Origin of the sequence: Seleniivibrio woodruffii, assembly GCF_004339245.1 — a bacterium.
In the GTDB taxonomy this organism is placed as follows: Bacteria; Chrysiogenota; Deferribacteres; order Deferribacterales; family Geovibrionaceae; genus Seleniivibrio; species Seleniivibrio woodruffii.
In genome coordinates this window covers 211,519-236,170 of the sequence record NZ_SMGG01000004.1, presented here as the reverse complement: position 1 = coordinate 236,170, position 24,652 = coordinate 211,519, and the positions used below count along the sequence as shown (strand labels likewise).

At 48.1% G+C, this 24,652-nt stretch carries 22 protein-coding genes and 1 tRNA gene; 14 read left to right on the top strand and 9 right to left on the bottom strand.

Annotated features, from left to right (window positions below; translation table 11 throughout):
- Position 1: 1 nt before the first annotated feature.
- The 4 genes from C8D98_RS07160 to C8D98_RS07145 form a co-directional block, all read right to left on the bottom strand.
- Positions 2 to 700 carry an SH3 domain-containing protein gene (locus C8D98_RS07160; protein WP_132873371.1) on the bottom strand — a complete coding sequence of 233 codons (699 nt, stop codon included), beginning with the start codon at positions 698 to 700 and terminating at the stop codon, positions 2 to 4.
- Positions 691 to 1,992, bottom strand: a complete 1,302-nt coding sequence (locus C8D98_RS07155) for an AAA family ATPase (RefSeq protein ID WP_132873370.1) — start codon at positions 1,990 to 1,992, stop codon at positions 691 to 693. The genes C8D98_RS07160 and C8D98_RS07155 overlap by 10 nt, the downstream gene beginning before the upstream one ends.
- Positions 1,993 to 2,217: 225 nt before the next feature.
- Positions 2,218 to 2,490: an HU family DNA-binding protein gene (locus C8D98_RS07150; protein ID WP_132873369.1), complete on the bottom strand. Its 273-nt coding sequence runs from the start codon at positions 2,488 to 2,490 to the stop codon at positions 2,218 to 2,220.
- Positions 2,491 to 2,779: 289 nt separating this feature from the next.
- Positions 2,780 to 3,799, bottom strand: a complete 1,020-nt coding sequence (locus C8D98_RS07145) for an aspartate-semialdehyde dehydrogenase (RefSeq protein ID WP_132873368.1) — start codon at positions 3,797 to 3,799, stop codon at positions 2,780 to 2,782.
- Between the two features lie 125 nt (positions 3,800 to 3,924).
- Between C8D98_RS07145 and C8D98_RS07140 the strand changes: the two genes are divergently transcribed.
- Entirely contained in the window at positions 3,925 to 4,476 is a 552-nt protein-coding gene (locus tag C8D98_RS07140; RefSeq protein ID WP_132873367.1) for a 50S ribosomal protein L11 methyltransferase, read from the top strand.
- Positions 4,459 to 4,532 (top strand) — tRNA-Arg (locus C8D98_RS07135). The genes C8D98_RS07140 and C8D98_RS07135 overlap by 18 nt, the downstream gene beginning before the upstream one ends.
- A 169-nt stretch (positions 4,533 to 4,701) precedes the next feature.
- Here the strand turns inward: C8D98_RS07135 and C8D98_RS07130 are convergent.
- Positions 4,702 to 5,631, bottom strand: a complete 930-nt coding sequence (locus C8D98_RS07130) for an Lcl C-terminal domain-containing protein (protein WP_165871231.1) — start codon at positions 5,629 to 5,631, stop codon at positions 4,702 to 4,704.
- Positions 5,632 to 5,928: 297 nt separating this feature from the next.
- Between C8D98_RS07130 and C8D98_RS07125 the strand changes: the two genes are divergently transcribed.
- The gene (locus C8D98_RS07125) at positions 5,929 to 7,011 is read left to right on the top strand and encodes a patatin-like phospholipase family protein (protein ID WP_132873365.1); all 1,083 of its coding nucleotides are present in this window, start codon (positions 5,929 to 5,931) and stop codon (positions 7,009 to 7,011) included.
- Between the two features lie 98 nt (positions 7,012 to 7,109).
- Complete coding sequence (locus tag C8D98_RS07120; RefSeq protein ID WP_132873364.1) at positions 7,110 to 7,868, top strand: hypothetical protein; 759 nt, start codon at positions 7,110 to 7,112, stop codon at positions 7,866 to 7,868.
- 1 nt (position 7,869) lies between these two features.
- On the opposite strand, the gene C8D98_RS07115 is transcribed toward C8D98_RS07120, so the two are convergent.
- Positions 7,870 to 8,640, bottom strand: a complete 771-nt coding sequence (locus tag C8D98_RS07115) for a class I SAM-dependent methyltransferase (protein WP_132873363.1) — start codon at positions 8,638 to 8,640, stop codon at positions 7,870 to 7,872.
- A gap of 16 nt (positions 8,641 to 8,656) precedes the next feature.
- The gene (locus C8D98_RS07110) at positions 8,657 to 9,808 is read right to left on the bottom strand and encodes an MFS transporter (protein WP_132873362.1); all 1,152 of its coding nucleotides are present in this window, start codon (positions 9,806 to 9,808) and stop codon (positions 8,657 to 8,659) included.
- Positions 9,809 to 9,917: 109 nt separating this feature from the next.
- Here C8D98_RS07110 and C8D98_RS07105 point away from each other — a divergent pair, with 109 nt between their 5' ends.
- The 10 genes from C8D98_RS07105 to C8D98_RS07060 all read left to right on the top strand — a co-directional run bounded on the left by C8D98_RS07105 (position 9,918) and on the right by C8D98_RS07060 (position 21,747).
- Entirely contained in the window at positions 9,918 to 11,567 is a 1,650-nt protein-coding gene (locus C8D98_RS07105) for a PAS domain S-box protein (RefSeq protein ID WP_132873361.1), read from the top strand.
- A gap of 193 nt (positions 11,568 to 11,760) precedes the next feature.
- Positions 11,761 to 12,315 carry a TorD/DmsD family molecular chaperone gene (locus C8D98_RS07100; protein WP_132873360.1) on the top strand — a complete coding sequence of 185 codons (555 nt, stop codon included), beginning with the start codon at positions 11,761 to 11,763 and terminating at the stop codon, positions 12,313 to 12,315.
- Positions 12,316 to 12,320: 5 nt separating this feature from the next.
- On the top strand, positions 12,321 to 14,585 hold the full coding sequence (locus C8D98_RS07095) for a molybdopterin-dependent oxidoreductase (protein WP_132873359.1): 2,265 nt from the start codon (positions 12,321 to 12,323) through the stop codon (positions 14,583 to 14,585).
- Positions 14,586 to 14,597: 12 nt separating this feature from the next.
- Positions 14,598 to 15,164, top strand: coding sequence for a 4Fe-4S dicluster domain-containing protein (locus tag C8D98_RS07090; protein WP_132873357.1), 567 nt, complete (start codon positions 14,598 to 14,600; stop codon positions 15,162 to 15,164).
- Positions 15,165 to 15,242: 78 nt separating this feature from the next.
- Positions 15,243 to 15,563, top strand: coding sequence for a hypothetical protein (locus C8D98_RS07085; protein ID WP_132873356.1), 321 nt, complete (start codon positions 15,243 to 15,245; stop codon positions 15,561 to 15,563).
- Positions 15,564 to 15,673: 110 nt separating this feature from the next.
- Positions 15,674 to 16,072: a hypothetical protein gene (locus tag C8D98_RS07080; RefSeq protein ID WP_132873355.1), complete on the top strand. Its 399-nt coding sequence runs from the start codon at positions 15,674 to 15,676 to the stop codon at positions 16,070 to 16,072.
- Positions 15,996 to 18,818, top strand: a complete 2,823-nt coding sequence (locus tag C8D98_RS07075; RefSeq protein WP_165871230.1) for an ATP-binding protein — start codon at positions 15,996 to 15,998, stop codon at positions 18,816 to 18,818. The genes C8D98_RS07080 and C8D98_RS07075 overlap by 77 nt, the downstream gene beginning before the upstream one ends.
- A gap of 53 nt (positions 18,819 to 18,871) precedes the next feature.
- Complete coding sequence (locus C8D98_RS07070; protein ID WP_132873352.1) at positions 18,872 to 19,096, top strand: hypothetical protein; 225 nt, start codon at positions 18,872 to 18,874, stop codon at positions 19,094 to 19,096.
- Positions 19,097 to 19,255: 159 nt separating this feature from the next.
- Complete coding sequence (locus tag C8D98_RS07065; protein ID WP_165871229.1) at positions 19,256 to 20,488, top strand: EAL domain-containing protein; 1,233 nt, start codon at positions 19,256 to 19,258, stop codon at positions 20,486 to 20,488.
- A gap of 17 nt (positions 20,489 to 20,505) precedes the next feature.
- Positions 20,506 to 21,747, top strand: coding sequence for an EAL domain-containing protein (locus tag C8D98_RS07060; RefSeq protein WP_165871228.1), 1,242 nt, complete (start codon positions 20,506 to 20,508; stop codon positions 21,745 to 21,747).
- Positions 21,748 to 22,300: 553 nt separating this feature from the next.
- Here C8D98_RS07060 and cls read toward each other — a convergent pair.
- Entirely contained in the window at positions 22,301 to 23,689 is a 1,389-nt protein-coding gene (gene cls, locus C8D98_RS07055) for a cardiolipin synthase (RefSeq protein WP_243640936.1), read from the bottom strand.
- Positions 23,673 to 24,596 carry a tRNA modification radical SAM protein MnmL/YtqA gene (gene mnmL, locus C8D98_RS07050; RefSeq protein ID WP_132873349.1) on the bottom strand — a complete coding sequence of 308 codons (924 nt, stop codon included), beginning with the start codon at positions 24,594 to 24,596 and terminating at the stop codon, positions 23,673 to 23,675. Before mnmL ends, cls begins: the two co-directional genes overlap by 17 nt.
- Between the last annotated feature and the right edge of the window lie 56 nt (positions 24,597 to 24,652).

The following is a 24,652-nucleotide window of genomic DNA, read 5'->3' as shown; positions in this document are numbered from 1 at the left end:
TTCATTCCGAGGATATTACAAATTTTGAGTCAACAAATCCGGTGTAGTCCTGAGTTTTGATACGGAGCCAGTTGTCGCCCTCGTTCTTGACTGCGCCGAGGATGGTCACCTGCTGCCAGGCTATCAGAACTTCCTGAACGTCGGAGTTTTTCGTAGGAGCTTTCCAGAGGATAACACCGTCTTTCACCACATAGCCGAATCCGGTCTTTGTGGTGTCTATGTTCACCCCTGTGGTGTACTTCCGTCCGCCCTTATCGGGTTCAGGAACGGGCTTCACCAGAGGCTGAATCTTCGTCACACCGTTCTCTTTCTTCGTCACAACGTTTATCTGGGTGCTGTCGGCCTCTTTAACAGCCTTGGCGATCTCTTCCTTTTTGTCGGGGATAGTGGCCGTTTCAAGCTTGAGCACAGTCTCTTTCATAACATCAAGGGTTTCCACCAGAAGCTGCTGGTTCTTCTTGGCAACCTCAATGTCCTTCGACTGCCTGTCGATATTTTCGCCGACAACGTCAACGGACGTCTTCAGGGTCACAAGCTCGTTGCGCATCTGATCCGTTATCAGACGGATATTGCGTACGTCGGAACGGATATCATCCAGCTGTCGGTCATAGCTTCTGAACTTAGCCTTTGTTCCGCATCCTGACATCAGCAGAGCAAAGATAATAAGCAGAATGAAGGGTTTTGTTCTGATCAGCGGCACTCCCCGGATTCAGTGGGTTTGACAAACTCCGCAAACATGTAGCCCTCGACACCTTTAAAGCGCACCTGCCACCATTCGCCGTCATCCGTATGGCTTATAAGGACAACTTTCGATCTGTAAGGCGCATTTCCTATGCTGGCGGCGTTTCTGGAGGGTGTTTTGCGTATTTTAAGACCGCTTCCGGCAGTGACACAGCCAAACTCAGGATGTGCAGGCACTACAGCGGCGGGCGGTTCCTCTTTTACAGGTTCGGGCTTAACGGGTTCCGGTTCGGGTTCAACAGCAGGAGCTTCCGCAACAGGTGGCTGAACAGCCTCTTCCGCAGGTGCGGCTGGCTCTTCAACAACAGGAGCCTGTTCCTGAGTGACAGCAGGCGGCTCAACGATGGCCACCTCGTCTTTTCTGCCGTCTCTCATCAGCAGATAGACCACCAGAGCCGTCATCAGCAGGAATACTGCGGCAACAGGCATAACATTGACCGTTCTGCGTCTGCTGACACCGTAAAGCATGGCGGCGGCCTGTTTAACATGTGCGGCGTTCACTCTGGAGGCTTTGCTGTCGTTGGCTATCTCAATTGCCTTCTGAGCGACGCGGTTTATTTCCGAGGGGATGCCCTTGGTGTAGTGATATATTTCGACGTAGGAGCTTTTTCTGAAGAGCGGAAACTCATCTCCGAGGGCTTTCTTAAGCCTGTGCTCAACGTAGTCCGCAGTATCCTTCAGGGAGAGTGCGGCCAGCTCAACTGTGAATGTGAATTTGGGACCAAGACGGCTGCTGACGTTCTTCAGCCTGTCGTGGAGTGCAGGGGAACCGCAGAGAATGACCTGAACCAGCTTGCACTGTTCAATCTCGATATCCAGAAAGCTGTTGAGCAGCTCAAGACTCTCGTCTGATATGCCCTCGGCATCGTCTATTATTATAAGGTTGTTTCTTCCGTCCTTATATTCGCCCACAAAGAAATCCATAAGGCAGCCGAAAGCAGACTGAGAGCATGACGAAGCTCTGTCCAGTCCGAAACCGGAGCAGATGTCCTCAAGAAGTTTTCCCGGCTCTTTTATTCCGGACGAAACCACAACGGTATTGACACCTGAAAGCCCCTCTCTGAGGATGCTGCAGGTCATGGTCTTTCCGGTGCCCTTAAGCCCTGTGAGAAGCATAAAGCCTTTGCGGCTGTTGATGCCGTATTCCAGCAGGGTTATAGCTCTGTCATGGGAAATGGATGAAAAAAAATACCTGTTGTCGGGGTGAACACTGAAAGGCTCAACTTTAAACCCGAAAAAGTCTCTGCTCATACCGCCTCTGCAATTTTCTACCGATATTTCACACAGTAAACTTCGATTATAAAGCAATACAAACAACTTGTCCAGCCATTCAAGGCTATTTGTTTAACAATAATAAATGTAAAATAATTTTACTCTACATGTCAAATATACCATACAAAGGCAAATCAGCAATAAAAAAAGCCCTCGGCATCTCTGCGAAGGGCTTTTATACGAAAACTATTCAAAAATATCGTCTTAGCCGATGGAATCTTTGAAAAGCTTGCCGGCAGTAAATTTGGGAACTTTTTTAGAGGGAATAGTCATTTCTTTTCCGCTCTGGGGGTTCCTGCCTTTACGCTCTTTTCTTTCAGATACAGAGAAAGTTCCGAAACCAACAAGTGTAACCTTGTCGTTAGCTTTCAGTGCTTCTACTGTAGCTTCTTCGAAAGCTTTCAGTGCTTTCTCAGCGTCGGATTTTTTAAGACCTGACAGCTCTGCGATCTTCTCAATAAGCTCTTTCTTGTTCACTACAACCTCCTAACATCAAGAAGTTAAAATTATATACACACATGAACCCCTAAAATCAAGCAATTATTGATTCACAACGCACATCATCCCTATTATTATTAATAACTAATGAAAATACGTCCGAAAACCATTCATAAACGCTCGTCTTGTATTAACAAGGTTCATCAAATCGCCTAAATTAATATCACTTAATTTGCCTAGTATCAAGTGAAGTTACTATATACGCAAAAAAATTTCCCCGGTCCGGCTGGAGCCGGGGAAATTGTTACTCAAATCGGGTCAACAGTAATTATTTTATCAGCAATTCTGCTATTTGTACAGCGTTTGTGGCGGCTCCTTTACGAAGCTGGTCGCCCACAACCCAAAAAGCAAGGCTGTTGGGTCTGGAAATGTCTGTTCTGATACGTCCCACGAAGCAGTCGTCGCCGCCGGCAACGAACAGGGGCATGGGATATTTATTGTTTGAGGGGTCGTCAAGAAGCTGAAGACCGGGAGCCTTCGCAAAAAGCTCTCTGGCTTTTTCGGGGCTGATGGGGTCTACGGTTTCAATGGTGACCGACTCGGAGTGGGCAGACAGAGTGGGAACACGCACACACGTTGCGCTAACCAGTATCTCGTCGTCATGGAGCATCTTTCTTGTTTCGTTGAACATCTTCATCTCTTCTTTGGTGTATCCGTTGTCAGTGAACGAATCCACATGGGGGATAACGTTGAAGAGTATCTGATGAGCAAATTTCTCAACAGTGATGTCCTCGCCTTTCGCCCAGGCCTTTGTCTGGTTCATAAGCTCTTCCATGGCCTGTGCGCCAGCGCCTGATGTTGACTGATAGGACGAAACAACAACGCTCTTCACTTTTGAGTAGTCATACAGGGGTTTGAGAGCCACAAGCATGATTATGGTTGTGCAGTTGGGGTTTGCGATGATGCCTTTGTGTTTGAATGCATCTTCGGGGTTTACCTCCGGCACAACAAGGGGTACGTCCTTGTCCATACGGTAGGCTGAGGAGTTGTCGATTACAACCGCTCCGGCTTTAACCGCACTGGGAGCGTATTCAAGGCTTCTGCCGCCGCCTGCGCTGAAAAGTGCGATGTCCACACCCTCGAAACAGTCGTGCGTGAGCTCTTCAACTTTATATGTTTTGCCCTTGAACGTCAGTTCCTTGCCCACTGAGCGTTTGGAAGCCAGAAGCTTCAGCTCTGCGATGGGGAAGTTCCTCTCTTCAAGTATCTGCAAAAATGTTTCGCCGACTGCGCCTGTTGCGCCGGCAATTGCCACGTTATAGGCTGCTTTCTTCTTTAATTCTGCCACGTTGCACCTCGCATACAAAGTTGATGGATACAATTATGATGAAAGAGCCCTATTGTCAACGAATTTTACTCTTTTTCATTATATTATTGCTTTTACTATGGTGCATATGCTAACCCATTTATCATATGGAAAGACGAATACATGAAATTCCGCTTAAAAACGGCCGCACCGCAAGGATTTATCAGGGTGCGTTCGGCAGCGGCGAACACGAGACCACAAAGGCCTGTATCGCACATCTGGAGCGGATGGAGCTTTCGGGCAAAAAGATGCTTGATGTCGGCTGCGGAACGGGCATTCTGGGCATCTGCGCATCCCTTCTGGGTGCGGGTTCTGTGGTCGGCTATGACGTTTCATTCGATGCCTGTGCAACGGCGAAACTCTGCAACGAGCTGAACGATATAGATAACAACCATATCGTATGCGGATTTGAAACCTGCATAAAAGGCACTTTCGATATCATCTTCGCCAATATATATTATGACATACTGACAGCCATCTCAGATTTCATATACGGCTCACTGGCCGAAAACGGTCTGCTGGTTCTCTCCGGCGTCCCCGTTGAGGAGCACTACGACATACGCAGACATTATATGAAGTATGGACTGGAAGTTCTTGACTTGCAGATACATGAAGATTATTGTACTGTTCTTTTCAGCAAAGGGCGATTAGCTCATTAGGATAGAGTGCAGGCCTCCGAAGCCTGAGGTAGTGGGTTCGACTCCCGCATCGCCCGTTAAATTTCCCCCTTATCTACAAAGACTTTCTTTTTATGAAGGCAGCCATATTTACTCCGGAACAAATTTTGAAATCCCTGATTTGCAAAAGCTTATAAAACAAATAGGGGCGCATAAAGCACCCCAATAATTATATCTTCTTATCTGCAAGAGTTTAAGTCAAAACAATCACTGTCCGACACGAACACACCTAACGTAGTTATAGCTGGGCATTCGGTCTCCATAAGAGTTCCCCTCGCTAAATTTGACTATCCACAAAAAATCATCATTTGTTACTCTGGTAGATGACCAGTGGTAATTCAAGCCTGACCCCACATGAACAAATACCGGATATATTGCGGGGTAAGATCTGCCTCTATCGACGATGGAAAGCTGCTCACGTATATTTGGGAGTCTCCAGTCTCTGTAGCCTCCAAGCCTCTTGTCAAAGCAATAATTAATGGCATCTCCCCAGCTTTTGACTCCTAACTCATCATCCTGCCACATAAGCCCAGTACGTTTGTCTACAACAATCTGTGTTGCGCTGTCTCTAACAAATTCTGCATCGGGGTAAGCAGTTCCGCGGACACACATGACGTTGTTGTTACTATTCTTACCATCTTTGCTGGAAAATCCATTCTTAAAGTTGATACGCCATGCATAAAAGGAATTCACATGGGCAGTATGCGACCAGTATGTGTTCGAAGCAGTCCTAACAAATATTGGATCTATTGCCGGATCATAGTGTCCATAGTCAATTATTGATTCAATTTCTTCTATAGTAGGCAGCCTCCAGTCATCGTATCCGCCCAGAGACAGATCCTCACATGTTGCGATAGCTGTTTCCCATTGCATTGATGAACTCAAGACATTATCCTGCCACATGAGACCAGTAACATTATCTGTCACAATACCTGTTTCGCTGTCTCTTGTATAACTTGGTGTAACACCTCTCTGAAAATATCCGTCATCGGGGTAAATATACGAGGATGTCTGTCCGGTCTTTTTCAATGGGAATGTGGCAGAAGGTGGGCTGGAAACCATATCACCATCGCCACCGTCACAACCGAACAGTATCGGTAATGCTATTGTAAATATAACAAAAATCATCTTTCGCATATTATCTCCATAATCATCAAATAATAACTTTAAGATACACTTTCGACATATAGAAATTTCCTCCACAAAACTATAACACATATATGTTTTTATGCAATTTTCTTTGTGGCGTCCTCCCGTTAAATCAGGCATAAGACAGGTATTCCAAAAGTAATTTTTAGAACTGGGGATGGATTATAACATATTTAAGCCTCATAAAATTTTAGAATGACTCACGTCTCAAAATATGTGTTAAGATACGAGGACATCAAATAATACCAAGATATACTATGAAATCGTGTTGAAGACGGGGGAGAGATGGGCGTAAGTTTTGCCGACAAAAAGTTAGGGTTGTCACTTTCGGGCGGAGGCGTCAGGGCGATGGCATTTCACGCCGGAGTGCTTAAGTTTCTCGCAAAAAACGAAGTGCTAAAGAACGTCACAAACATTTCCTCCGTGTCCGGCGGGAGCCTTTTCACCGGACTTGTGTTCCACAACGCAGGCTACAAATGGCCGGACGGCAAGGCATATCTCATCCACGTTCTGCCGAAAATAAGGCGGATGCTTACCACAACATCCATCCAGACAGAGGGCATAAGGTCGCTTTTCACCCCTGAGAACTGGAAAAACTTTCTGCACAGAGGCGAAATTGTTGCCGACACAATTGAGGAGCTTTGGGGAATCCACACAACCCTGAAAGACCTGCCCACAAAGCCCGCATGGGCCATCAACGGAACAAACGGCGAAAACGGCAGGCGGTTCCGTTTTAAAAACGCAACAATGGGCGACTACAAAACAGGGTACACCGATGCGTCCGATTTTAAACTGGCAAAAGCAATGGCAGTTTCGGCGGCATTCCCAATCGGCATCGGCCCCATAGAGATAACCACCGGAAATTATGTCTGGGAGCGTGAAACAGCGTGGGGTTCCGGCGTAAAGGAAACAGTACCGCCAGTGTATGAATCTATACACATTTACGACGGCGGATTATACGACAATCTGGGTTCCGAAGCCTTCTACGAGGTCGGCGAACAGAAGATAAAGCCCCATGTGAAAGATCTGGATTTCCTGATAATCTCCGATGCTGGTCTGCCGTTCAGAGACACAGCCCTTATAAAACCCTTTTCTCTGGACAGGGCGGCGAAGCTTGTCAGCATTCTTATGGATCAGGACAGGTCACTGCGTGTCCGGTCATTCATGAACTATCTGAAAAACAATGAGAATGCCGGAATGTATCTGTCGCTGAGCGATCAGGTTCTGGAATCGGCAAAATCGACCATCCCTCCTGCGGATATAGCCACAGCCAGATATTATCCAACAACACTGGATCAGATGACCGAAAGGGATTTCGACACCCTTGTGGAGTGCGGATATCAGGTGGCGGCCTTCAACAGCAAATAGCCTCCCAGTAACCCTTTGCAAACAATCGGGAAAAAATTTACTTATTGAAAATATCTCCACACTTGACTAATATTTAGTAAATGCATTGGGGGTATTTGATGATATATTTCAAAAACAAAAACTACCTTTTCAATGAAATCAGGCCGCCTTTCACAAAGGAGGTCAAAAAGCGTCTGAGCGGTGTTCCCGATGAGCATATCTGCCATTGCCTGAGTTTTAACTCCATCCAGAAAATCGTCTGCCACAGCCTGAACGGCCGTCTGACCCACGAACTTCACAGGCTCTGGTCTGCCCTATCCAACAATGTAAACAGTGACAAGGTGTACGCCATAGTCGAAAAGATCGGCGAGGGATATTTCGCCGGAAAACCTCCCGGATATCTGATAGAGGCGGCGAACAGTCTTCTTGAACAGCTGAATTCGGCGGTGAACAACCTTCGGAAGGGGAATCCGGAGTGGAAGCAGAGGATAAGTGACTATTATGATCCGCAAAACTGGTATTACTACAACGGTGAGGCTATCACCGCCTCTTCACAGGGTTTCGGCAGAAACACCTGCATCTATTATCCGCCTGTGCCCGGCAGGCACGGATTCTATATTGAAGACAGCGACAAAAGCGGCACACAGCTATATAGGCTTAGAAACGAGCTGTCGTTCTACAGCGTCAGCGGGTTCGGCAGGCTGACAATAATTCAGGGGTCTTTCATGGTTAAAGATTCAGCCCTCAGCATCCTTTTCAGCTCGGACAATAATTTTCCGGTTCCGCAGGATATACGCTATACCAGCGAACCGATTTATTACCGATGCGACAGGGGTTGGGTTCAGTTGGACGAACCCTCGCCTTTATATCTGTCATAAGTTATTTTTTATAGACTATAAGCTCAAGACGGACGTCAATTTTGAATTTTACGCTTCTGTCCTCCTGAACGAACCGCTGAAGCTCCCGCTCAATATCGCCCCTCAGAGCGAAAACCTCGTTGGTCTCAAGCTCTTCAAAGCAGTAGCTTACGGCCTCTTCAAAACTCATATGCTTATATCGTTCCTCGTCATATATTTCCGAGTAATATCTGAAACCCTTTCCGTCCAGCCACTTCTTCATATTAAGTGAGTTATTGAACAGTACGGGCTTAATCTGACTCTTTTGTGCAATATATTTAACAGGTTCAACATCCCGCTTTCCGCCCCAGCCCAGATAGACCACCGCTTCGGACGCACTCTCATAAACCTTTTCATAATCCTCGAATGTCTGAACGGCGGGGGTCATGGTCGATACCGTGATGTCCCATCTCCTGCCATCCAGCGGGAACGTATCCCAGGGGCTGATGATGGTCTCAATGTTTTCGCAGCCGTTATCTGCGGCGTCCTCTTGCAGAATATCAAGCATCTCTTTTGAAATGTCGATTCCGGTGACCTTTGCCGCATCTTTCGCAATGCGGATGGTATACACTCCGGTTCCGCATCCGACATCCAGAACAGACCTGCCTCTGAAATCCACTCCGGCACTGTTTATGGAGCGGTATATCTGAGCCTCTATAACATCTTCGCTATTCTTATATCGGGGATATCCCGCCGCTTTTTTCTTCCATCTCTCCAGCATAAATTCATGGTCTCTGCCTGTGCCTTTTGCCATGGAAGCCCTCCTCAGACTAATCCTGTTTCCGTGTGTAGACCGCAAAAAACACTATTCCGCAGCAGAGAATTATTCCCGCCAGAACATACATTGCCTGAAAACCGATGAACCCGCTGATAACACCCAGAACAATCGCTCCGGTGGTTATCCCCACATCCATAAAAGAGGAGAAGAACGCAAGGGCACCAGCCCTTTCACGGGGTTCAGTTTTATCCACAACATAGGCTGTGAGCGCAGGCATGAATGCGCCGAAACCGAGTCCGAACAGACCGCCGATGAACCCCAGCATATACACATCAGAGAGCAGAGGCAGACATAAGGTCGCCACAGCGAGGATAACAAGGAAGGGTATCACCACTTTGCGGCGGCCGTATTTGTCAGACAGCTTGCCCGCCGTTATCCGGCTGACAAGGGTAAAAATTGCATAAACGGTAAAGAACATCCCGATATCCGTTATGCCCCTCTGGGGTGCATAAACGGGCAGAAAGGTCACCACTGTTCCGTATACTGTTGCGGCACTGAAAAATGTGATGGACGCCGCCAAAACGGGAGGCTTGAAACCCGCCTCAAAAATTCCGGCTTTTTTGCCGCCGTGAAGATCCGGCTTCTGCTCATCTATGAGCACCAGCGCAAGAAACGCCAGAAGAGCTGTCACGGCCGACAGGGTGAACAGGCGGTTAAAATCGTGTGTGGTCGAGATTATATGGCTGCCCCATGCGGGAAAGAGTGCCATGGCGAAGACGTTCGCAACACCGTAAACACCCATGACCTCACCTCTGCGGTCGGCAGGGGCAAGATCGGCAACGTAGGCCATTGCCGCCGCCAGATAGCATCCGTGGGCGACACCATGGAGAAGTCTGAGGCCGTAAAGCGGCATAACGCTCTGGGCTTGGCTATAAAAAACGAAAAGGAGCGAGAAAAGTCCCGCACCGAGCATTGCGAGCTTTTTCCGTCCGTAGTCATCCGCAAGTCGGCCGAAATACGGGCGAAGTATAACCGATGTCAGTGTAAAAAAACCGATAACTATGCCGATCTGTCCGGCGTTTCCGCCTATCTGGACAACATACTGGGGAATTGTGGGCAGAAGAAAATAGAAACTGCCGAAATACATAAATCCTGAGATGCATATAAGAACAAAGTTTTTTGATGTGAGTTTAAATTCATTCATGACAATAGAATATCCGAATTCATGCAAGTGTCAACGGTATAAGATAAAATCCTTTTAATGTTGATAATTGCCGGATCGGTGTTATGCTATTATAAATTCAGAGGAAACGATGCTGACAGATTTATTAGACGGTTTTATCCGGGAGATGGAGGCCTTCCTGAGCGGCTGGACACGCCACATGGAGGCCGCAGGCTACCTTGAACACACAACAGCGAAAAGAGACGACTGCATACGCAGTCTGCACGGCGTTATCGACCCCATGAAGAAGCATCTGGCGGAAGGAAAACCCGTGGACTTCTCATATATCATGAAAAACAGCAGGGACATGGCAGACAGCCTCATAATGATGGCCGAGCGCCACAAGGCCAGAGGCATCACCGCCGAAATGTTCTTCGGCTGTTTCAAGACACTGATACACTCTCTGGATGACATAATCCTCACATCCCCTCTTCCCTCTGATGAAAAACTGAAACTCTACATAGATTTCCGCAGGCTCCTCGACAGCATCGAATCCATAACCATTGCAAAATGGGACAGCCAGTCCAGAGATGAAAAAGTGAAGATGCTGGAAAAGACCGACCGTATCCTGACGCTGGCGAAAAACAAATATGAAAACATCTTTCAGGCCACCTCCGACATGGTTCTGGTTACCGATTCCGAAGGGCAGATTCTGGAGATGAACCAGTCCGCAGAGGAACGATTCGGAAAAAATGCCATAAATTCCGCCGTCTGGCCGACTCTTGGGATTCAGCCCATGCCGATGGAGGAGCTTTTAGAAAGGTATCCCGCCCACAGCCAGAACGAACTGCGCCTGCCGAACCTCTCTTCAATAGTGACCATCGGCATTGTGCCGCTGAAAAAAGTCTCTCTGGCATCAGCCGGATATGTGATAATCATGAACGACATAACCTGCATTGTCGAACAGCGGGCAAAGCTGGAACAGCTGGTCGGTGAACGCACAGCGGCACTGGCAAAGTCCGAGAACCTTTTCCGCTCACTTTTCAGCAGTGCGGGCGAAGGCATAATCCTTGCCGACCGCAACCTCTCCGTGACCCAGTCCAACGAGCGGGCGGACGAGATGTTCGGATTCGGATCCATAGGCCTTTCCGGCATAAACTGTTCGAAGGTATTTCACCCTGAAGGACTGAGAGCCATCAAGCACAGTTTCGCAGACCACGAGACGGGAACAATTGAGACCTTCTGCATGACCACCCAGAACAGCACATTCCCCGCCAGCATAACCATCAGCAGGCTGACTTTGGGCGATGAGCCGTATCTGCATCTTATAGTGAGGGACATAACCCATCAGAAGCAGATGGAGGAGAACATTCTCAAGGAAAAGGCTCTGGCGGAGGAAATGAACGTTACCCTGCGCAATGTGATGAAGACAATCGGCAAGGAGAAAGAGGAGATGGAAAGGAGCATCGCACAGCGTGTCACCACCCAGATAATGCCCTCACTCCAGAAGATAACCGCCGAAGACAACATAGAGATACGCAAGATGTACGCAAATATGCTGAAGGAACAGCTCTCGTCCCTGACGGGGATAGACGCTGCAAACAGTGCAAGCCTCATGAAACTCAGCAAATCCGAAATTCAGGTATGCCAGCTTATCCAGTCCGGCCACAGCAGCAAGGAGATAGGCGACATGATGAACATATCTTTCGAAACAGTCCAGACCCACCGCAAGAACATACGCAAAAAACTGGGGCTGAGCGGCAAAGATCTGAATCTTTTCTCTTTCCTCACCAACACCTGACCCCTGCCGTCACTCTGAGTATCAGCCAAAGGCTGAACGAAGAGTCTCATTCTTAGGAGATTCTTCGCCCTACAGGCTCAGAATGACTCTCTTATCGGGTATAAAAAAGTACCCGAAAATTACCCGTTACCTCACATTCACTACCCTATCCATACCTGCCTATAATAACGCACAAACATGACAAGAGGCTTCAATGTATAACGCAGAGAATACCCCGAAAGTGCTTGAGTACCTGCGTGACTTCTTTTATTTCGGAACGCAGGACAGAATGCAGAGGGCATATGAACAATTATGCTCGCTGAACGGCGACACAACGGCCGAAACAGACTGGGCAGAGGAGCAGTATTGCTTCAACAGGCTGTTCGTAGGCCCCGCATCGCCCCTTGCCCCCATTGTCGCATCCTTCTATCTGGAGGAGGACGGCGCCTATAACGGTCAGACCACAAAATGCGTCAGGGATATCTATCAGCTGATAGGGCTGGAACTGCCGGAGGATACATCCATCCCCGAAGACAGCCTCCCAATGGAGCTTGACGCATGCCGCTATCTCATCCTTATTTCCCGTGTAACGGACGAAGCCGTATCGGTTTACGGCTATTTTGTCCGCAACCACCTGAACGAATGGATTCACCTGTTCTTAGAAAAAACTGACAGACAGGAGAAGACACCGGCGGTGGAGTATATGCTTTTTATTTTAAAGCGGTGGGTAAAATCCGCCGTGAATGAGCTGATTGCTCAGGAGGTATAATTTTTATGGAAGGCAAACGCAAAAAGAACATTGCGGAAATATGCCCCGTTTCCAGACGAAACATACTGAAAGGTCTGGCTGCGGCGGGCGCACTGGCATCCATTCCCGCAGGGCTTTTCAAAGCCGAGGCATGGGAACGCACAAAGTTTCAGAGCGGGCTTAAAACATTCCGCAACGCCTGCCCCAGAAACTGCTATGACACATGCAGTATCAAAACCTACGTTAAAGACGGCGCAATAGAGTTTGTTGAAGGTGCGAAGGAATCAACCTTCACCGACGGCGCACTCTGCGTTAAAGGTTTTTCTTATCCCAGAAGGGTCTACAGCCCCGACCGGATAAAATATCCCATGATTCAGGATAAGCGGGGAAGCGGCAACTGGCGCAGAATAAGCTGGGACGAAGCACTGAACATAATTTCAGACAAGATACTTGAGATACAGAAAAAAGACGGTTCCCTTCTGGGAATGGCTCTGGATAAATATTCCGGCAACTTCGGCATAACCCACTACGGAGTTGAGGGTATGTTCTCCTCACTGGGCTACACCACCCGTTTCGTGGGCACGCCCTGCTGGCCTGCGGGAATCGACGCTCAGAACTTTGACATGGGCAACATGTGGTGCAACGACCCCGAAGACATGGTGAAGGCGAAATATATCATCGTGTGGGGCGCAAACCCCGCATGGAACTCCGTCCACTCCATGAAGTTTATCTACAAAGCTCAGGAGAACGGCGCAAAGCTCATCGTAATCGACCCTGTCCTCACCCAGACAGCGGCGAAAGCCGACACATACATCCGTGTTAAAACCGGACAGGACGGCGCACTGGCTCTGGGCATGGCGAAGCATATAGTTGAAAAAGGTCTGGTGGATAAAAAATTCCTCGCAGACAACACAAAAGGATATGAGGAGTTCAAGGCTTATCTGGACAAAAACGTCACGGTTAAGTGGGCGGCAAAAGTTTCCGGAGTCAGCGAAAAGGTCATCCGCACAGTTGCCGAGCAATACGCAAAGGCAGACCCCGCAACGATCTGGATTGGCTACGGAATGCAGAGGCACACAAACGGCGGAGCATCCGTCCGTGCCATCGACGCACTTGCGGCTCTCACAGGAAACATCGGCAAAGAGGGCGGCGGAGCAAGATACGGCCATCTTGCCACATGGGGTTTCAACTACAACGCCATGGTTCAGAAACAGCCCGCAGGCTCAAAAGGCTACACCGGCAAGGACAAGATAAAGAGTGAGTTTGCCAATGCGGAAGGCGAAGCGACTTCATACTCCGACAGAACAATAAACATCAACAAGATAGCGGAATCCATCCTCACGACTAACGAGCCTCCCATCCGTCTGCTGTGGGTTGCCTGCAAAAACCCCTTTGCGCAGGATTTCGACCGCAACAAGATGAAAAAAGCGTTCGACAAGCTTGAAATGGTGGTAACTGTCGACCAGTTCTTCAACGAAACAGTACAGAACTCCGACATAGTGCTCCCCTGCACAACCCTTTTTGAGGAATACACCGTCAACGTATCCTACTGGCACTACTGGCTCAGCATAAACGAAAAGGCCATCCCGAACCAGTATGAGGCAAAGTCCGACCTCGAAATTGCCGCCTTGCTCTCAGCGAAAATGAACTCGAAGGTTCAGGGCTCCTGCACCTTCCCCCAGATAACCGATACAAAGGTCTGGATGGAGAAGGAGTTCAACGACGGAATATACAAATTCTTCGGCATATCAAGCTGGGAAGAGCTGAAAAACGGCCCTAAAAAAGCCATTCTGTCCTCTTCCGCATCATGGAGCGACAAAAAATTCGCAACACCCTCCGGTAAATACGAATTTAAGTCCGATCTTGCCAAAGAATACGGACACACGGCTCTACCCGAATATAAAGAGGGAAGAAAGCCATATAACAAGTTCCGCATCCTTACGCCCCACACCCAGTTTGCCCTGCACTCGCAGTTCAATAACCTTGACTACATGCAGGAGTTCAACAAGGAACCGCTTGTCTACATCAACCCCGCCTCTGCCAAGGCAAAGGGCATAAAGGACGGCGACATGGTCAGAGTGTTCAACAAAACGGGCGAGGTTAAGGTCAAGGCCAGAACAACGGACAACATAGCCGCAGACGTGCTTCTTATGTATGAGGCATGGTACAAAGACAGCAGCTTCAACGTTCAGGAACTGGTGGACGACACATCCAGCGACATGGGAACATTCAAAACAGGTGCCCCCGGCGTGGCTATCCACGACCAGTTCGGCGACATAATGAAGATATAACAGGGGGACAAAATGAAAAAACAGCTCGCCTTTATGGTAAATTCCAAAAAATGTATAGGCTGCTACTCATGCGCCATGTCCTGCAAAAACCAGTATCATCAGGAGGTCGGCGTTGCATGGAGAAACCTTCAGCCGCTGGAGGCAAAGGACTATCCCCACAGGGATCGTGCCTTCTATTCACTCGCCTGCAACCACTGCGAAAAACCCGTCTGCGCTCAGGTATGCCCTGTTCAGGCACACGTTAAGCGTGAGAAGGACGGCATAGTGGTTCACTCATCCGATAAATGTATCTACTGCCGCCAGTGCATAGAAAACTGCCCCTACCATGCGGCAAAGGACAACGTTGTCCTTCAGCGTGCTGAAAAATGCAGCATGTGCGTCGAGCGAATCGATTCAGGGGAAAAACCCGCCTGCGTTCAGGGCTGTCCCGCCCATGCGCTGACCATTGTTGAGCTTTCCGAGGTGAAAAACGCCGTGCAGTATCCCAAAGGGTTCGGCAAATTCACAAAACTTAACCCGTCAACAAGGTTCGTCGAGGCGAAAGCCCCCGAACTGGTGCTGACTGACAAAGATATCTGATAGAACTGTGGGGCACGGCGGTTTTCCGTAAAACTGACTGCCGTGCCCTGTTTATAAAAGGTTTTCATGAGATTATTAATGATTTTTCTGTTTCTGACGGCATCCTTCATGGGCTCCTATGCGGAAGAGGCTTTTTCCGTACGCCTGAACGAGCCGTTCCGCATACATGCGGATGCCCCTGAACCAAAAACGGGGGGAGGAGATTTTTATATCGTCAGGATATCCCCTGCCGACGGAATGACAGCGAAGGAATCGATTCCGGATTCCACAGTCATATTTTCCAAAACCGGCATTTACCGCATAACCGCAACTGTCATGCACATGATGAAAAGCAGCTGCGGCGGAATGGAAACTGAAGTATTTTCGGAAAAAGTTTTCAGCATAACCGTCTCAGAATAGACTTTTAATAATCTTTCGTTAATTTCATTAGTAATTTCCAACACCAACAAATCTAGCTTTTCTTCAGATTCCGTGTTACAATCTCCTAACTAAAAGACAGGATAACATAAATGAAGCTCCTTTTCGGCAGTCTGAGATACAGAATTCTGGCGTTCACAGCCCTCCTTATGTCAGTCGCCGTTTTCATATTGATATTCAGCACCTACTCAAAACTTAAAAAAGACATCATAACCAAAAATCAGGAAGCGTTTGCCACTTTCGGACGCATATTTGACTCCCAGCAGGAGACAATGATCAAACAATATTCGCTGGGTCTGGATTCTCTGCTGGACAACCGGACCCTTGTTCAGACCTTTGCGGCCAGAGACAGAGCCGAGCTGGCAAAACTTGTGGACAACCTTTACGACACACGCCTGAAACATCTTTACGGAGTTGAACAGTTCCACTTTCATATCCCCCCCTGCGGTCAGCTTTTACAGAGCGCACAGCAAGGAAAATTACGGCGATAATCTGGAAAAACTCCGCAAAACGGTTGTAAAGGCAATGACGCTCAAGTCTATGGTGGCAGGAATTGAGGCCGGAAGGGGCGGGCTGGGTCTGCGGGTGGTCAAACCCGTATGGTATAACTTCGATATGGTCGGCACCGTTGAGTTCGGCGGGCGCATCGAAAACATTCTCAGAGCAACAAAGGCCAGCACAGACATCGAATATGCCACTGCCGTTTATAACCCCATTGTTGAAAAGGCGCGCGGACTGGTGGATGTTACAGAATGGATGCCCTACGGCAGCCTCACCGTTTACGACTTTTCATCAGAGGCCACCAGAAAGAACATCTCCTCCGGACTTATGGAAAAATCCGGAATAATCCATCTGGGCGATAAATATTACATGACATCAAAAATGCCTCTTTATGACTTCTCCTCCGAACAGATAGGGTATCTGTTCCTTATAAAGGACACCACCAGAGAGGTCAGCCAGATGCACTCCGAGGTTACGAAACAGGCGGGCATAATCATTGCCTACGGACTGTTTGCCCTTGCCCTTGTCTCCGGATACATGATCAAGGTTCTGTTCAGACCCATTGAAAAAATAGCAAAACACGTTTCCGAAAAAGAGATAACCCTCGAAACACCTCCCGTTCCGCTTAAATATTACGGAAAAAGCGAAATAAGCGTTCTTTCAGATGCCTACAACAATCTGAGCCAGAAACTTTTCAGCAACCTTCAGGAACTCAGCAAACAGATACATGCGGTTGAGGATGTTAACAAAAACCTCGAAACCGCCATCGGAACCCGCACCAGACAGCTTGAAGAGGCGAACGCACAGCTGGAATCCGCTCTGGACAACTACAGATACATAAACGATGTTAAAACCGAATTTCTCACAAACGTCAGCCACGAGATACGCACCCCTATGAACGCAATAATAGGCCTCAGCTATCTTGCGCTCCAGACCGGGCTTAACTCGAAACAATACGAATACATAAGCAAAATAAACTCCTCAGCAACGGTTCTGATGGAGATAATCAACGATATTCTGGACTACTCCAAGATTGAGGCAGGAAAACTGGAGCTGGAGAGCATCAGCTTCAACCTCTATGAGCTTCTGAAAAACGTTAAGGATATCCTTGAGGTTCAGGCCGAAAGGAAAAAAATATACTTTTCACTGGGCGTTGCGCCCGACGTTCCCGTATATGTCAAAGGCGACCCGATGAGACTGACTCAGGTTCTTTCGAATCTCGGTTCAAACGCAGTAAAATTCACCGATGAAGGCTATGTCAGCATTTTCGTTGAAAACATCGAGGCCGACATGGCATACAGCACCCTTAAATTCACCGTCAGAGACACGGGCATAGGTATTCCGCCGGAGAAAATTGGCAAGATATTCTCGTCCTACGAGCAGATATCCCAGAAGAACGCAAGAAAATACGGCGGTTCCGGACTGGGACTTTCAATATGTAAAAAAATTCTGGACAAAATGAGCGGAAGCATAAAGGTTGAAAGCGTTCTGGGACAGGGAAGCACCTTCACAGTAACAATCAGGGTCAAAAACACCGATGTCACCAGTGCGGAGGATCTTGGCGAGCGCACAGGAGTTCTGAAAGGCAAAAGAGTTCTGGTGGCAGAAAAATCCCCCAGAGAACAGGGAAGCATCTCATCGATATACAGGGAGCTGATGGCGGACGTTGTTCCTGCAGACAGCCATATCGCATTGATGCAGGTGCTTGGCAACAACATCAAAGAGGACGGAACCTGCGGGTTCGACCTGATAGTGTTAGAAAACTGGGTTCACGACATCCCTTCGCTCTCAGCATTTGATAACCTGAATACAGACCTTTCGGCAATGCCGCCTGTGATATACATCAGTAACGAAACGCCGCCGGAAACGGGGCTGAACGTCACCACTCTGGCAAAACCCGCCTCCCCCACCCTGCTTCTGAACACGGCTGTGACCATCATAACCGGAAATGAAGCCTATTCCGAACCGGAAGAGACAATCAGCGGCAGTGTTGCCGGACAGCAGATAAAGGCTCTGGTGGCGGATGACAACGGGCTGAACCGTGAGGTTGCAAAAGAGTTTCTTCTTCTGCTGGGTGTTGAAACGAAATTTGCCGAAAACGGCTCTGAAGCCCTCACAATTGCCAGAAAAGAACCGTTCGACATCATCTTTATGGACATAATGATGCCTGAACTTGACGGATACGCCGCATCCAGACTCATCAGAGAGGACGGAGCAAACGCAGACACACCCATCTATGCGATGACAGCCAGCGTTATGGACGAGGACAGGCTGAGGATAAAAACATCCCTGCTGAACGGCTTCATATCGAAACCGCTCAAAATAAACGAACTTTCAAAAGCCGTCACCGAGGCTCTGAGGATACGAGCCAGCAGAGGAACGGGATTCTATATGCACGATTCTTCCGGACATGTGGACTTCATTACCGGTCTTTCGCTTTTCGGCGGTAACGAGGAGCTTTACAAGCGGGCACTGAGAGAGTTCCTGCCTGCTGCGGCGACACTCAGAAACTCTCTGGAGTCTTCACAAGCACCGGATGAACTGAAACGCATCGCACTGTCCGCTGACTCCTATGCTGAAAATCTTGCCCTGAATCAGGTGTCGGAAGCGGTAAAAAATACCCTTAAAGCACTGGAAGACGACGACACAGCTTCTGTCAGAGCCGCCGTTAATGAACTTTCAGAACAGCTTATGAAAGCGGAAGAGGTCATAGCCAACAACCTGAAAACCGCCTGACCAAATGGCACACAGCTTGCTCCTGATCATATCAGTCCGATCAGGAGGAAAAAATGGACACAAAGCTTCTGACAGCCGCAACAGATGATGAACGAATCAAACAGCTCTCCGGCATTGCAAACCTCCACATCTCCATCGCAAGGGATCTCCTCGCCAGCGAACGGCCGCTGGACAGGGAAGAGATGGAAAGTCTTCTCAATCTGCTTATAACAGCAAACGAAGCAAAACGTCTCGCCCAGACACTGAGGAACGGTGCCGATGTCAGACAGAGCGCATAACTGAAAGCCCCGTCAGGTTTTTATATTTTCCGGCGGGGCTTAGTTTTTGTCATAACAATATTTTTTGCGTCTTTTATTAATCACATAAGACAGTGCTTGCTCTTTCCCGAATTATAATGTAGAGTTTTCCGCATCGCCAAAAATATATACGGAACTTTTGTGAAAGAAGACACACTGATTAAGCGTATTTTGCGGGAAAACAACGTGGTCACAGTCTTTCAGCCTGTGGTCAGTCTGAAAGAAATGCGCATTGTGGGCTTTGAAGCACTTTCCAGAGGTATCTGCTCGGAAACGGGCAACATTATCCAGCCTACTGCAATGTTTCAAATGGCCAGAGAAGAAAACTGCGATCTGGAACTGGACAGGCTCTGCCGCCGCACTGCAATGAAGGCCTACAAAACCATCCCCAACTATAATAAATATCTGCTGTTTCTGAACATCGACACCTGCGTAATAGACAAGAACGATACTGAATCAGCCAATTATACAAAAGCACTCACTGATGAGTTCGGCATCAACTATTCCTCCATCTCCCTTGAGATAGTGGAATCGAAGATTGAAAATAACCAGAACCTTGTCCACTTCGTGGATAACTATAAAAAACTCGGCTACTATGTCTCACTGGACGATTTCGGCGCAATGCACTCCAACATGAACCGCATAATCCTCTCCAAACCGAACATAATCAAAATCGACATGGGTCTCATCCGCAACATTCACGACAACTACTACCAGCAGTCGATAATCACATCCATCATAGACATAGCCAAAAAAACAGGCGCACTCACCCTTGCGGAAGGGCTTGAGAACATGGAAGACATAATGAAAAGCTACGAACTGGGCATAGACCTGTATCAGGGCTTTTTCTTCCACAGACCCTGCATCGACGTGGGCAGTGCGGCGGGATTCATTCAGGACAAAATAAACTACACCGTGGGCTATGTTAAAAACAAACTGGCCGAAAACGTCACCATCCGCAAGAACAGACACACCAACTTCGAAAACATAACCTCACTGCTGAAACACGAGGCAAAGGGAAGAAGTCTGGAAGCTTTCTATAAGGCTCTGGAGGCAAATGTCGGTTTTTTCCCTGAGATTGAAAGGATCTTTATTCTGGACAACACAGGCATACAAACGCTTCCCTCGGTGATAAATCCTTCGCATAAACTTAAAAAGACAAAATCTTTCAGCATGTTCCATGAAAACCACTCGGACCACTCGCTTAAAGACTACTATTATTACTTGAAAAAACTGGATGCCGGACGATATTTCACAGATACGTTCATTTCAAGCACATCGGGTAACATTCTGAGAACTATGTCCTGCACGGTTTCCGTTCGGGATGAAAATTTTATCCTTTGCATTGATTTTATAGACAGCGTTAAGTCATGAAAGCTACGGAGCAGCCATTGGAACAGGTTCAATTCGATATTGCGGAGATTGTGGAAAAGGAGCTCATACGCATTGAGTTTCAACCCATTCTCAGCCTAAAGCTCAAAAAGGCCGTCGGCGTTGAGGCTCTTTGCAGAGGGATCAACCCCGCCGACCGCACGGTGATATCACCGATCGCACTCTTTACCGAAGCAAAGAAACACAAAATGGTTCTCGCTCTGGACAGGCTCTGCCGCAAAAAAGCCATGATAGAGTTCTCAAAAATCCCCGACCACGACAACCTCGTCCTATTCCTTAACTTCGATGCCTCCGTTCTGGACAACGTTATCGACGAGGACAAATCATGGACAAAGATATACGCAGACGAAGCCGGACTGAAATATCAGAATATCGCCGTTGAGATCCTCGAATCGAAAATAGAGAACAACAGCAAGCTGGAAGCCATCACCGAGAAATTCTCATCGCTGGGAATGTTCGTGGTGCTGGACGACTTCGGAGCGCTCCACTCAAACCTGAACAGACTCGTAATATCCAAACCGGATATCATCAAAATAGACAGAAGCCTCATCCACAACGTAAGCCAGAGCTACTATCAGCAATCGATCATCAAATCAATCATCGATCTGGGCAAAAAAATAGGCTCGCTGACACTGGCAGAGGGAGTGGAATCAAAAGAAGACGTCATGAAATGCCACGAACTGGGCGCAGACCTGTTTCAGGGGTTTTTCTTCGCACGTCCCAAAAGCATATCCGATTTTCAGGAGTTCAGCTGCAAAACGCTGATGGACAACATTTCATTCGAAATAAAAGATTATATGGCGTTAAGCCTCGAACAGAAAAGGTTCCAGCACGCCAGCTTCGAAAGCATCCTCAACAGAATGCTTGACGAAGTGGTCAACTCCCAACCTTCGGAATTTCAGCAGATATCATGGGATTTCATCAAGACCCACAAAGATATAGAATGCGTATACTTCCTTAACGACGACGGTGTTCAGTTTGGCGATACCATCTGCGGATTTGATATCCCCGACAACGAACACAGCCTTTTCCATCCTTCAAAAACAGGAACCGACCACTCGCTTAAAGAATATTTCTATTTCATAAACAGCCTTAATCTTCTCTCTTACTACACAGACCCGTATATCTCTCTGGCAACGGGTATGCTCTGCCGAACCATGGCGAAAAGATTCGACTGCGGCGACAAAAACTTCATCCTCTGCATAGATTTCATCGACAGCAGAGCCTGCAATCTACTGTAGGTTTTTTATAGATTTGAGTCACTGCGAACCTGATTTGGCTGGTCATTCTATTCGACGATTACAGCCTTCGGCTGGTGACGAATAACGTTTCAGTCATTCTGAGCGTAGCGAAGAATCTCTTACGTCATTGCGAACCTGCATAGCAGGTGCGGCAATCTCAAACATACAAACATTCGTAGAACTTAGCTTAAATGCACACGCCACGTTATGAGACTGCCACGGGCTAAAGCCCTCGCAGAGACTGTTGTTTTGCATCCTATTCGACAATTAATTATGAGTGGTCATGCAGTGACGAATAACGTTTCAGTCATTCTGAGCGTAGCGAAGAATCTCTTACGTCATTGCGAACCTGCATAGCAGGTGCGGCAATCTCAAACATACAAACATTCGTAGAACTTAGCTTAAATGCACACGCCACGTTATGAGACTACCACGGGCTAAAGCCCTCGCAGAGACTGTTATTTTGCATCCTATTTGACAATTAATTATGAGTGGTCATGCAGTGACGAATAACGTTTCAGTCATTCTGAGCGTAGCGAAGAATCTCAGCCTTTTATAGAACAGGGCTCAGAGTCCGGCAGCCGCCTTCGAAAACCCTTATAAAGAAAGGACGCTTCCTGACCTTTTCCAGCGACACCCGCTCGGACAGTGACAGGTAGTTCTTTGTCAGCTCCACAACCTCCAGCGCAAAATCATCCGAATACGCCATCAGATTCAGCTCGAAATTCAGCCTGAAACTTCTGGTATCCATATTCGCCGACCCCACAGTGGCCCATTTGCCGTCGACGTTGATTATCTTCGCATGAACCATTTTGTCGGTGGCTTCGTAAATCTGCACCCCCGCCTCGATAAGCTCCTCATAATACGAGCGTCCGGCGGCGGCTATTATGGGATGGTTGTTTCTGCCCGGCACGATGATGCGGACATAGATGCCCTGCTTCGCCATATTTTTAAGAAGCTCCATCATGGGCTGATTGGGCACGAGATAAGGCGTTATTATGTCAACATACTGCTTCGCCTGCGTTATGGCGGCAAACAGCGAATCATAAATCATCGGCGTGCTCTGGTGCGGTCCTGAAGGGATCACATGCACGGTTCTGTCGCCGCAGTCAGTGCTGTATTCCAGCATGACGGCATCGGAGATATCCTCTCCGGTAGCGAACAGCCAGTCCTCGGCGAAAAAACCCGCAACGGAGTTCACCGCATTGCCTTCAAATCGCAAATGCGCATCCGCCCACTCCTTATACTCCTGACCGATGTTCATTCCGCCCGTATAGGCTATTTTACCGTCAATGACGACTATCTTCCTGTGGTTTCTGAAATTCAGTCTTGCAGCGGTTCGGAATCTGAAAGGGGAGTGGAACACAGCGGTCTTTATCCCCGCCGCCTGCATCTTTTTAAGCATCGGCGAGAACAGAAGCCCCATTGAACCCCAGCCGTCCACCATGAAATATATGCGCACACCCTCTTTTGCCTTTTTTTCAAGCAATGCCGCAAAGCGTCTGCCCACAACGTCGTCCCTGAAAAGATAGTATTCCATAAGGATGAAATCCTGAGCGTTCTGTATGTCCCTCTCAAGAAGAGCGTATTTTCTTATGGCTTCGCTTATCAGGTGCAGGTTGCGGCAGCGTACCGGCAGCATACCAGTTACACGGGTTATAAGTCTGCCGAGATCCCCGACATCCGTTTCACAGTTTTTGTCTCTGCATATGCTTCTGTCGATGAACGGATAGCGTTTCATCCTCTTTTCAACAATGTTGCGGAGTCTGGGGTTGCCGAAAATGATATAGGCCAGCGCACCGAAAAGCGGGAACAGGATAACCGCCAGAACCCACGAAAGGTTCCCTCTGGCCTCCCGCCTGCCCGAAAGGATAATGATGATGAGTACGAACGAGATAAGCTCTAAAATGTAGGTGACGATATTGTCATACTGAATGTACAATTCTGCACCCCTGCCAGATGCCCTTCTCTTCCATGTATGCCGTCAGCTTGCGGGTGAATCCGGATTTGTCCTCCGGCCACATGGGCGCTATCAGTGTTCCCTGTGCGGCATCCCCCACCAGTCTGGACACAACCATGTCAGGCTTCATGCGGCCAATGGCCTCGGCCAGAATCTCGATGTATGCCTGCTCACTGAGCAGATCGACCCTGCCGGCGTAATACATTTCCGCAAGGGGCGTATTGCGAACCACATGCAGATGGTGAAACTTTATGGAATCCACACCCAGCCCGACACAAAGATCCACAGAGCGCATCATGTCCTCACGGGTGTCCCCGGGAAGTCCGAAGATTATATGGGCGCAGGTTTTTATTCTGAAAGATTTCGTAAGCCTCACCGCCTCTGCAAAATCGGCGGCGGAGTGGCCTCTGTTTATCACCCTGAGAGTGTTGTCGTTGGCGGACTGAAGTCCGTATTCCAGCATGACCTCGTATTTTTTGTTCAGCTCTGCAAAATAGGCGAGTTTTTCGGCATCGATAACGTCCGGACGTGTGCCGATGTATATTGAGACTATACCTTCATCCACAAGGGCAAGCTCAACCCGCCGCCTGATGGTTTCGATATCTGCATAAGTGTTTGAGTATGATTGAAAATATACGATAAATCTTTCTATGCCCTGAGTGCGGAGTTTTGCCGTCCTCTCCCTCACCTGACAGGATATGTCGGACTCGGAAGCCATTACGAACGAATCTACATTGCAGTATATACAGCCGTCGGTGCCTTTAAGCCCGTCCCTGTTAGGGCAGGTGAACCCTGCGTCAACAGTGACCTTGCGCACTTTTTGGCCGAATCTCTCCTTCAGATAGTCGCTAAGAGAGTAAAAAAGTCTTTTTTTGTCCGTTTCCGTCATATTTAACTCTTTACTTTGTCGATAAAAATATAATATATCATAACAATAAGCTAAGT

Bases quoted from the DNA above. Each gene is read 5' to 3' on its own strand.
- C8D98_RS07155 (WP_132873370.1), bottom strand. From the start codon at position 1,992: ATGAGCAGAGACTTTTTCGGGTTTAAAGTTGAGCCTTTCAGTGTTCAC.
- C8D98_RS07140 (WP_132873367.1), top strand. From the start codon at position 3,925: ATGGAAAGACGAATACATGAAATTCCGCTTAAAAACGGCCGCACCGCA.
- C8D98_RS07130 (WP_165871231.1), bottom strand. From the start codon at position 5,631: ATGCGAAAGATGATTTTTGTTATATTTACAATAGCATTACCGATACTG.
- C8D98_RS07125 (WP_132873365.1), top strand. From the start codon at position 5,929: ATGGGCGTAAGTTTTGCCGACAAAAAGTTAGGGTTGTCACTTTCGGGC.
- C8D98_RS07120 (WP_132873364.1), top strand. From the start codon at position 7,110: ATGATATATTTCAAAAACAAAAACTACCTTTTCAATGAAATCAGGCCG.
- C8D98_RS07115 (WP_132873363.1), bottom strand. From the start codon at position 8,640: ATGGCAAAAGGCACAGGCAGAGACCATGAATTTATGCTGGAGAGATGG.
- C8D98_RS07110 (WP_132873362.1), bottom strand. From the start codon at position 9,808: ATGAATGAATTTAAACTCACATCAAAAAACTTTGTTCTTATATGCATC.
- C8D98_RS07105 (WP_132873361.1), top strand. From the start codon at position 9,918: ATGCTGACAGATTTATTAGACGGTTTTATCCGGGAGATGGAGGCCTTC.
- C8D98_RS07100 (WP_132873360.1), top strand. From the start codon at position 11,761: ATGTATAACGCAGAGAATACCCCGAAAGTGCTTGAGTACCTGCGTGAC.
- C8D98_RS07095 (WP_132873359.1), top strand. From the start codon at position 12,321: ATGGAAGGCAAACGCAAAAAGAACATTGCGGAAATATGCCCCGTTTCC.
- C8D98_RS07090 (WP_132873357.1), top strand. From the start codon at position 14,598: ATGAAAAAACAGCTCGCCTTTATGGTAAATTCCAAAAAATGTATAGGC.
- C8D98_RS07085 (WP_132873356.1), top strand. From the start codon at position 15,243: ATGATTTTTCTGTTTCTGACGGCATCCTTCATGGGCTCCTATGCGGAA.
- C8D98_RS07080 (WP_132873355.1), top strand. From the start codon at position 15,674: ATGAAGCTCCTTTTCGGCAGTCTGAGATACAGAATTCTGGCGTTCACA.
- C8D98_RS07070 (WP_132873352.1), top strand. From the start codon at position 18,872: ATGGACACAAAGCTTCTGACAGCCGCAACAGATGATGAACGAATCAAA.
- mnmL (WP_132873349.1), bottom strand. From the start codon at position 24,596: ATGACGGAAACGGACAAAAAAAGACTTTTTTACTCTCTTAGCGACTAT.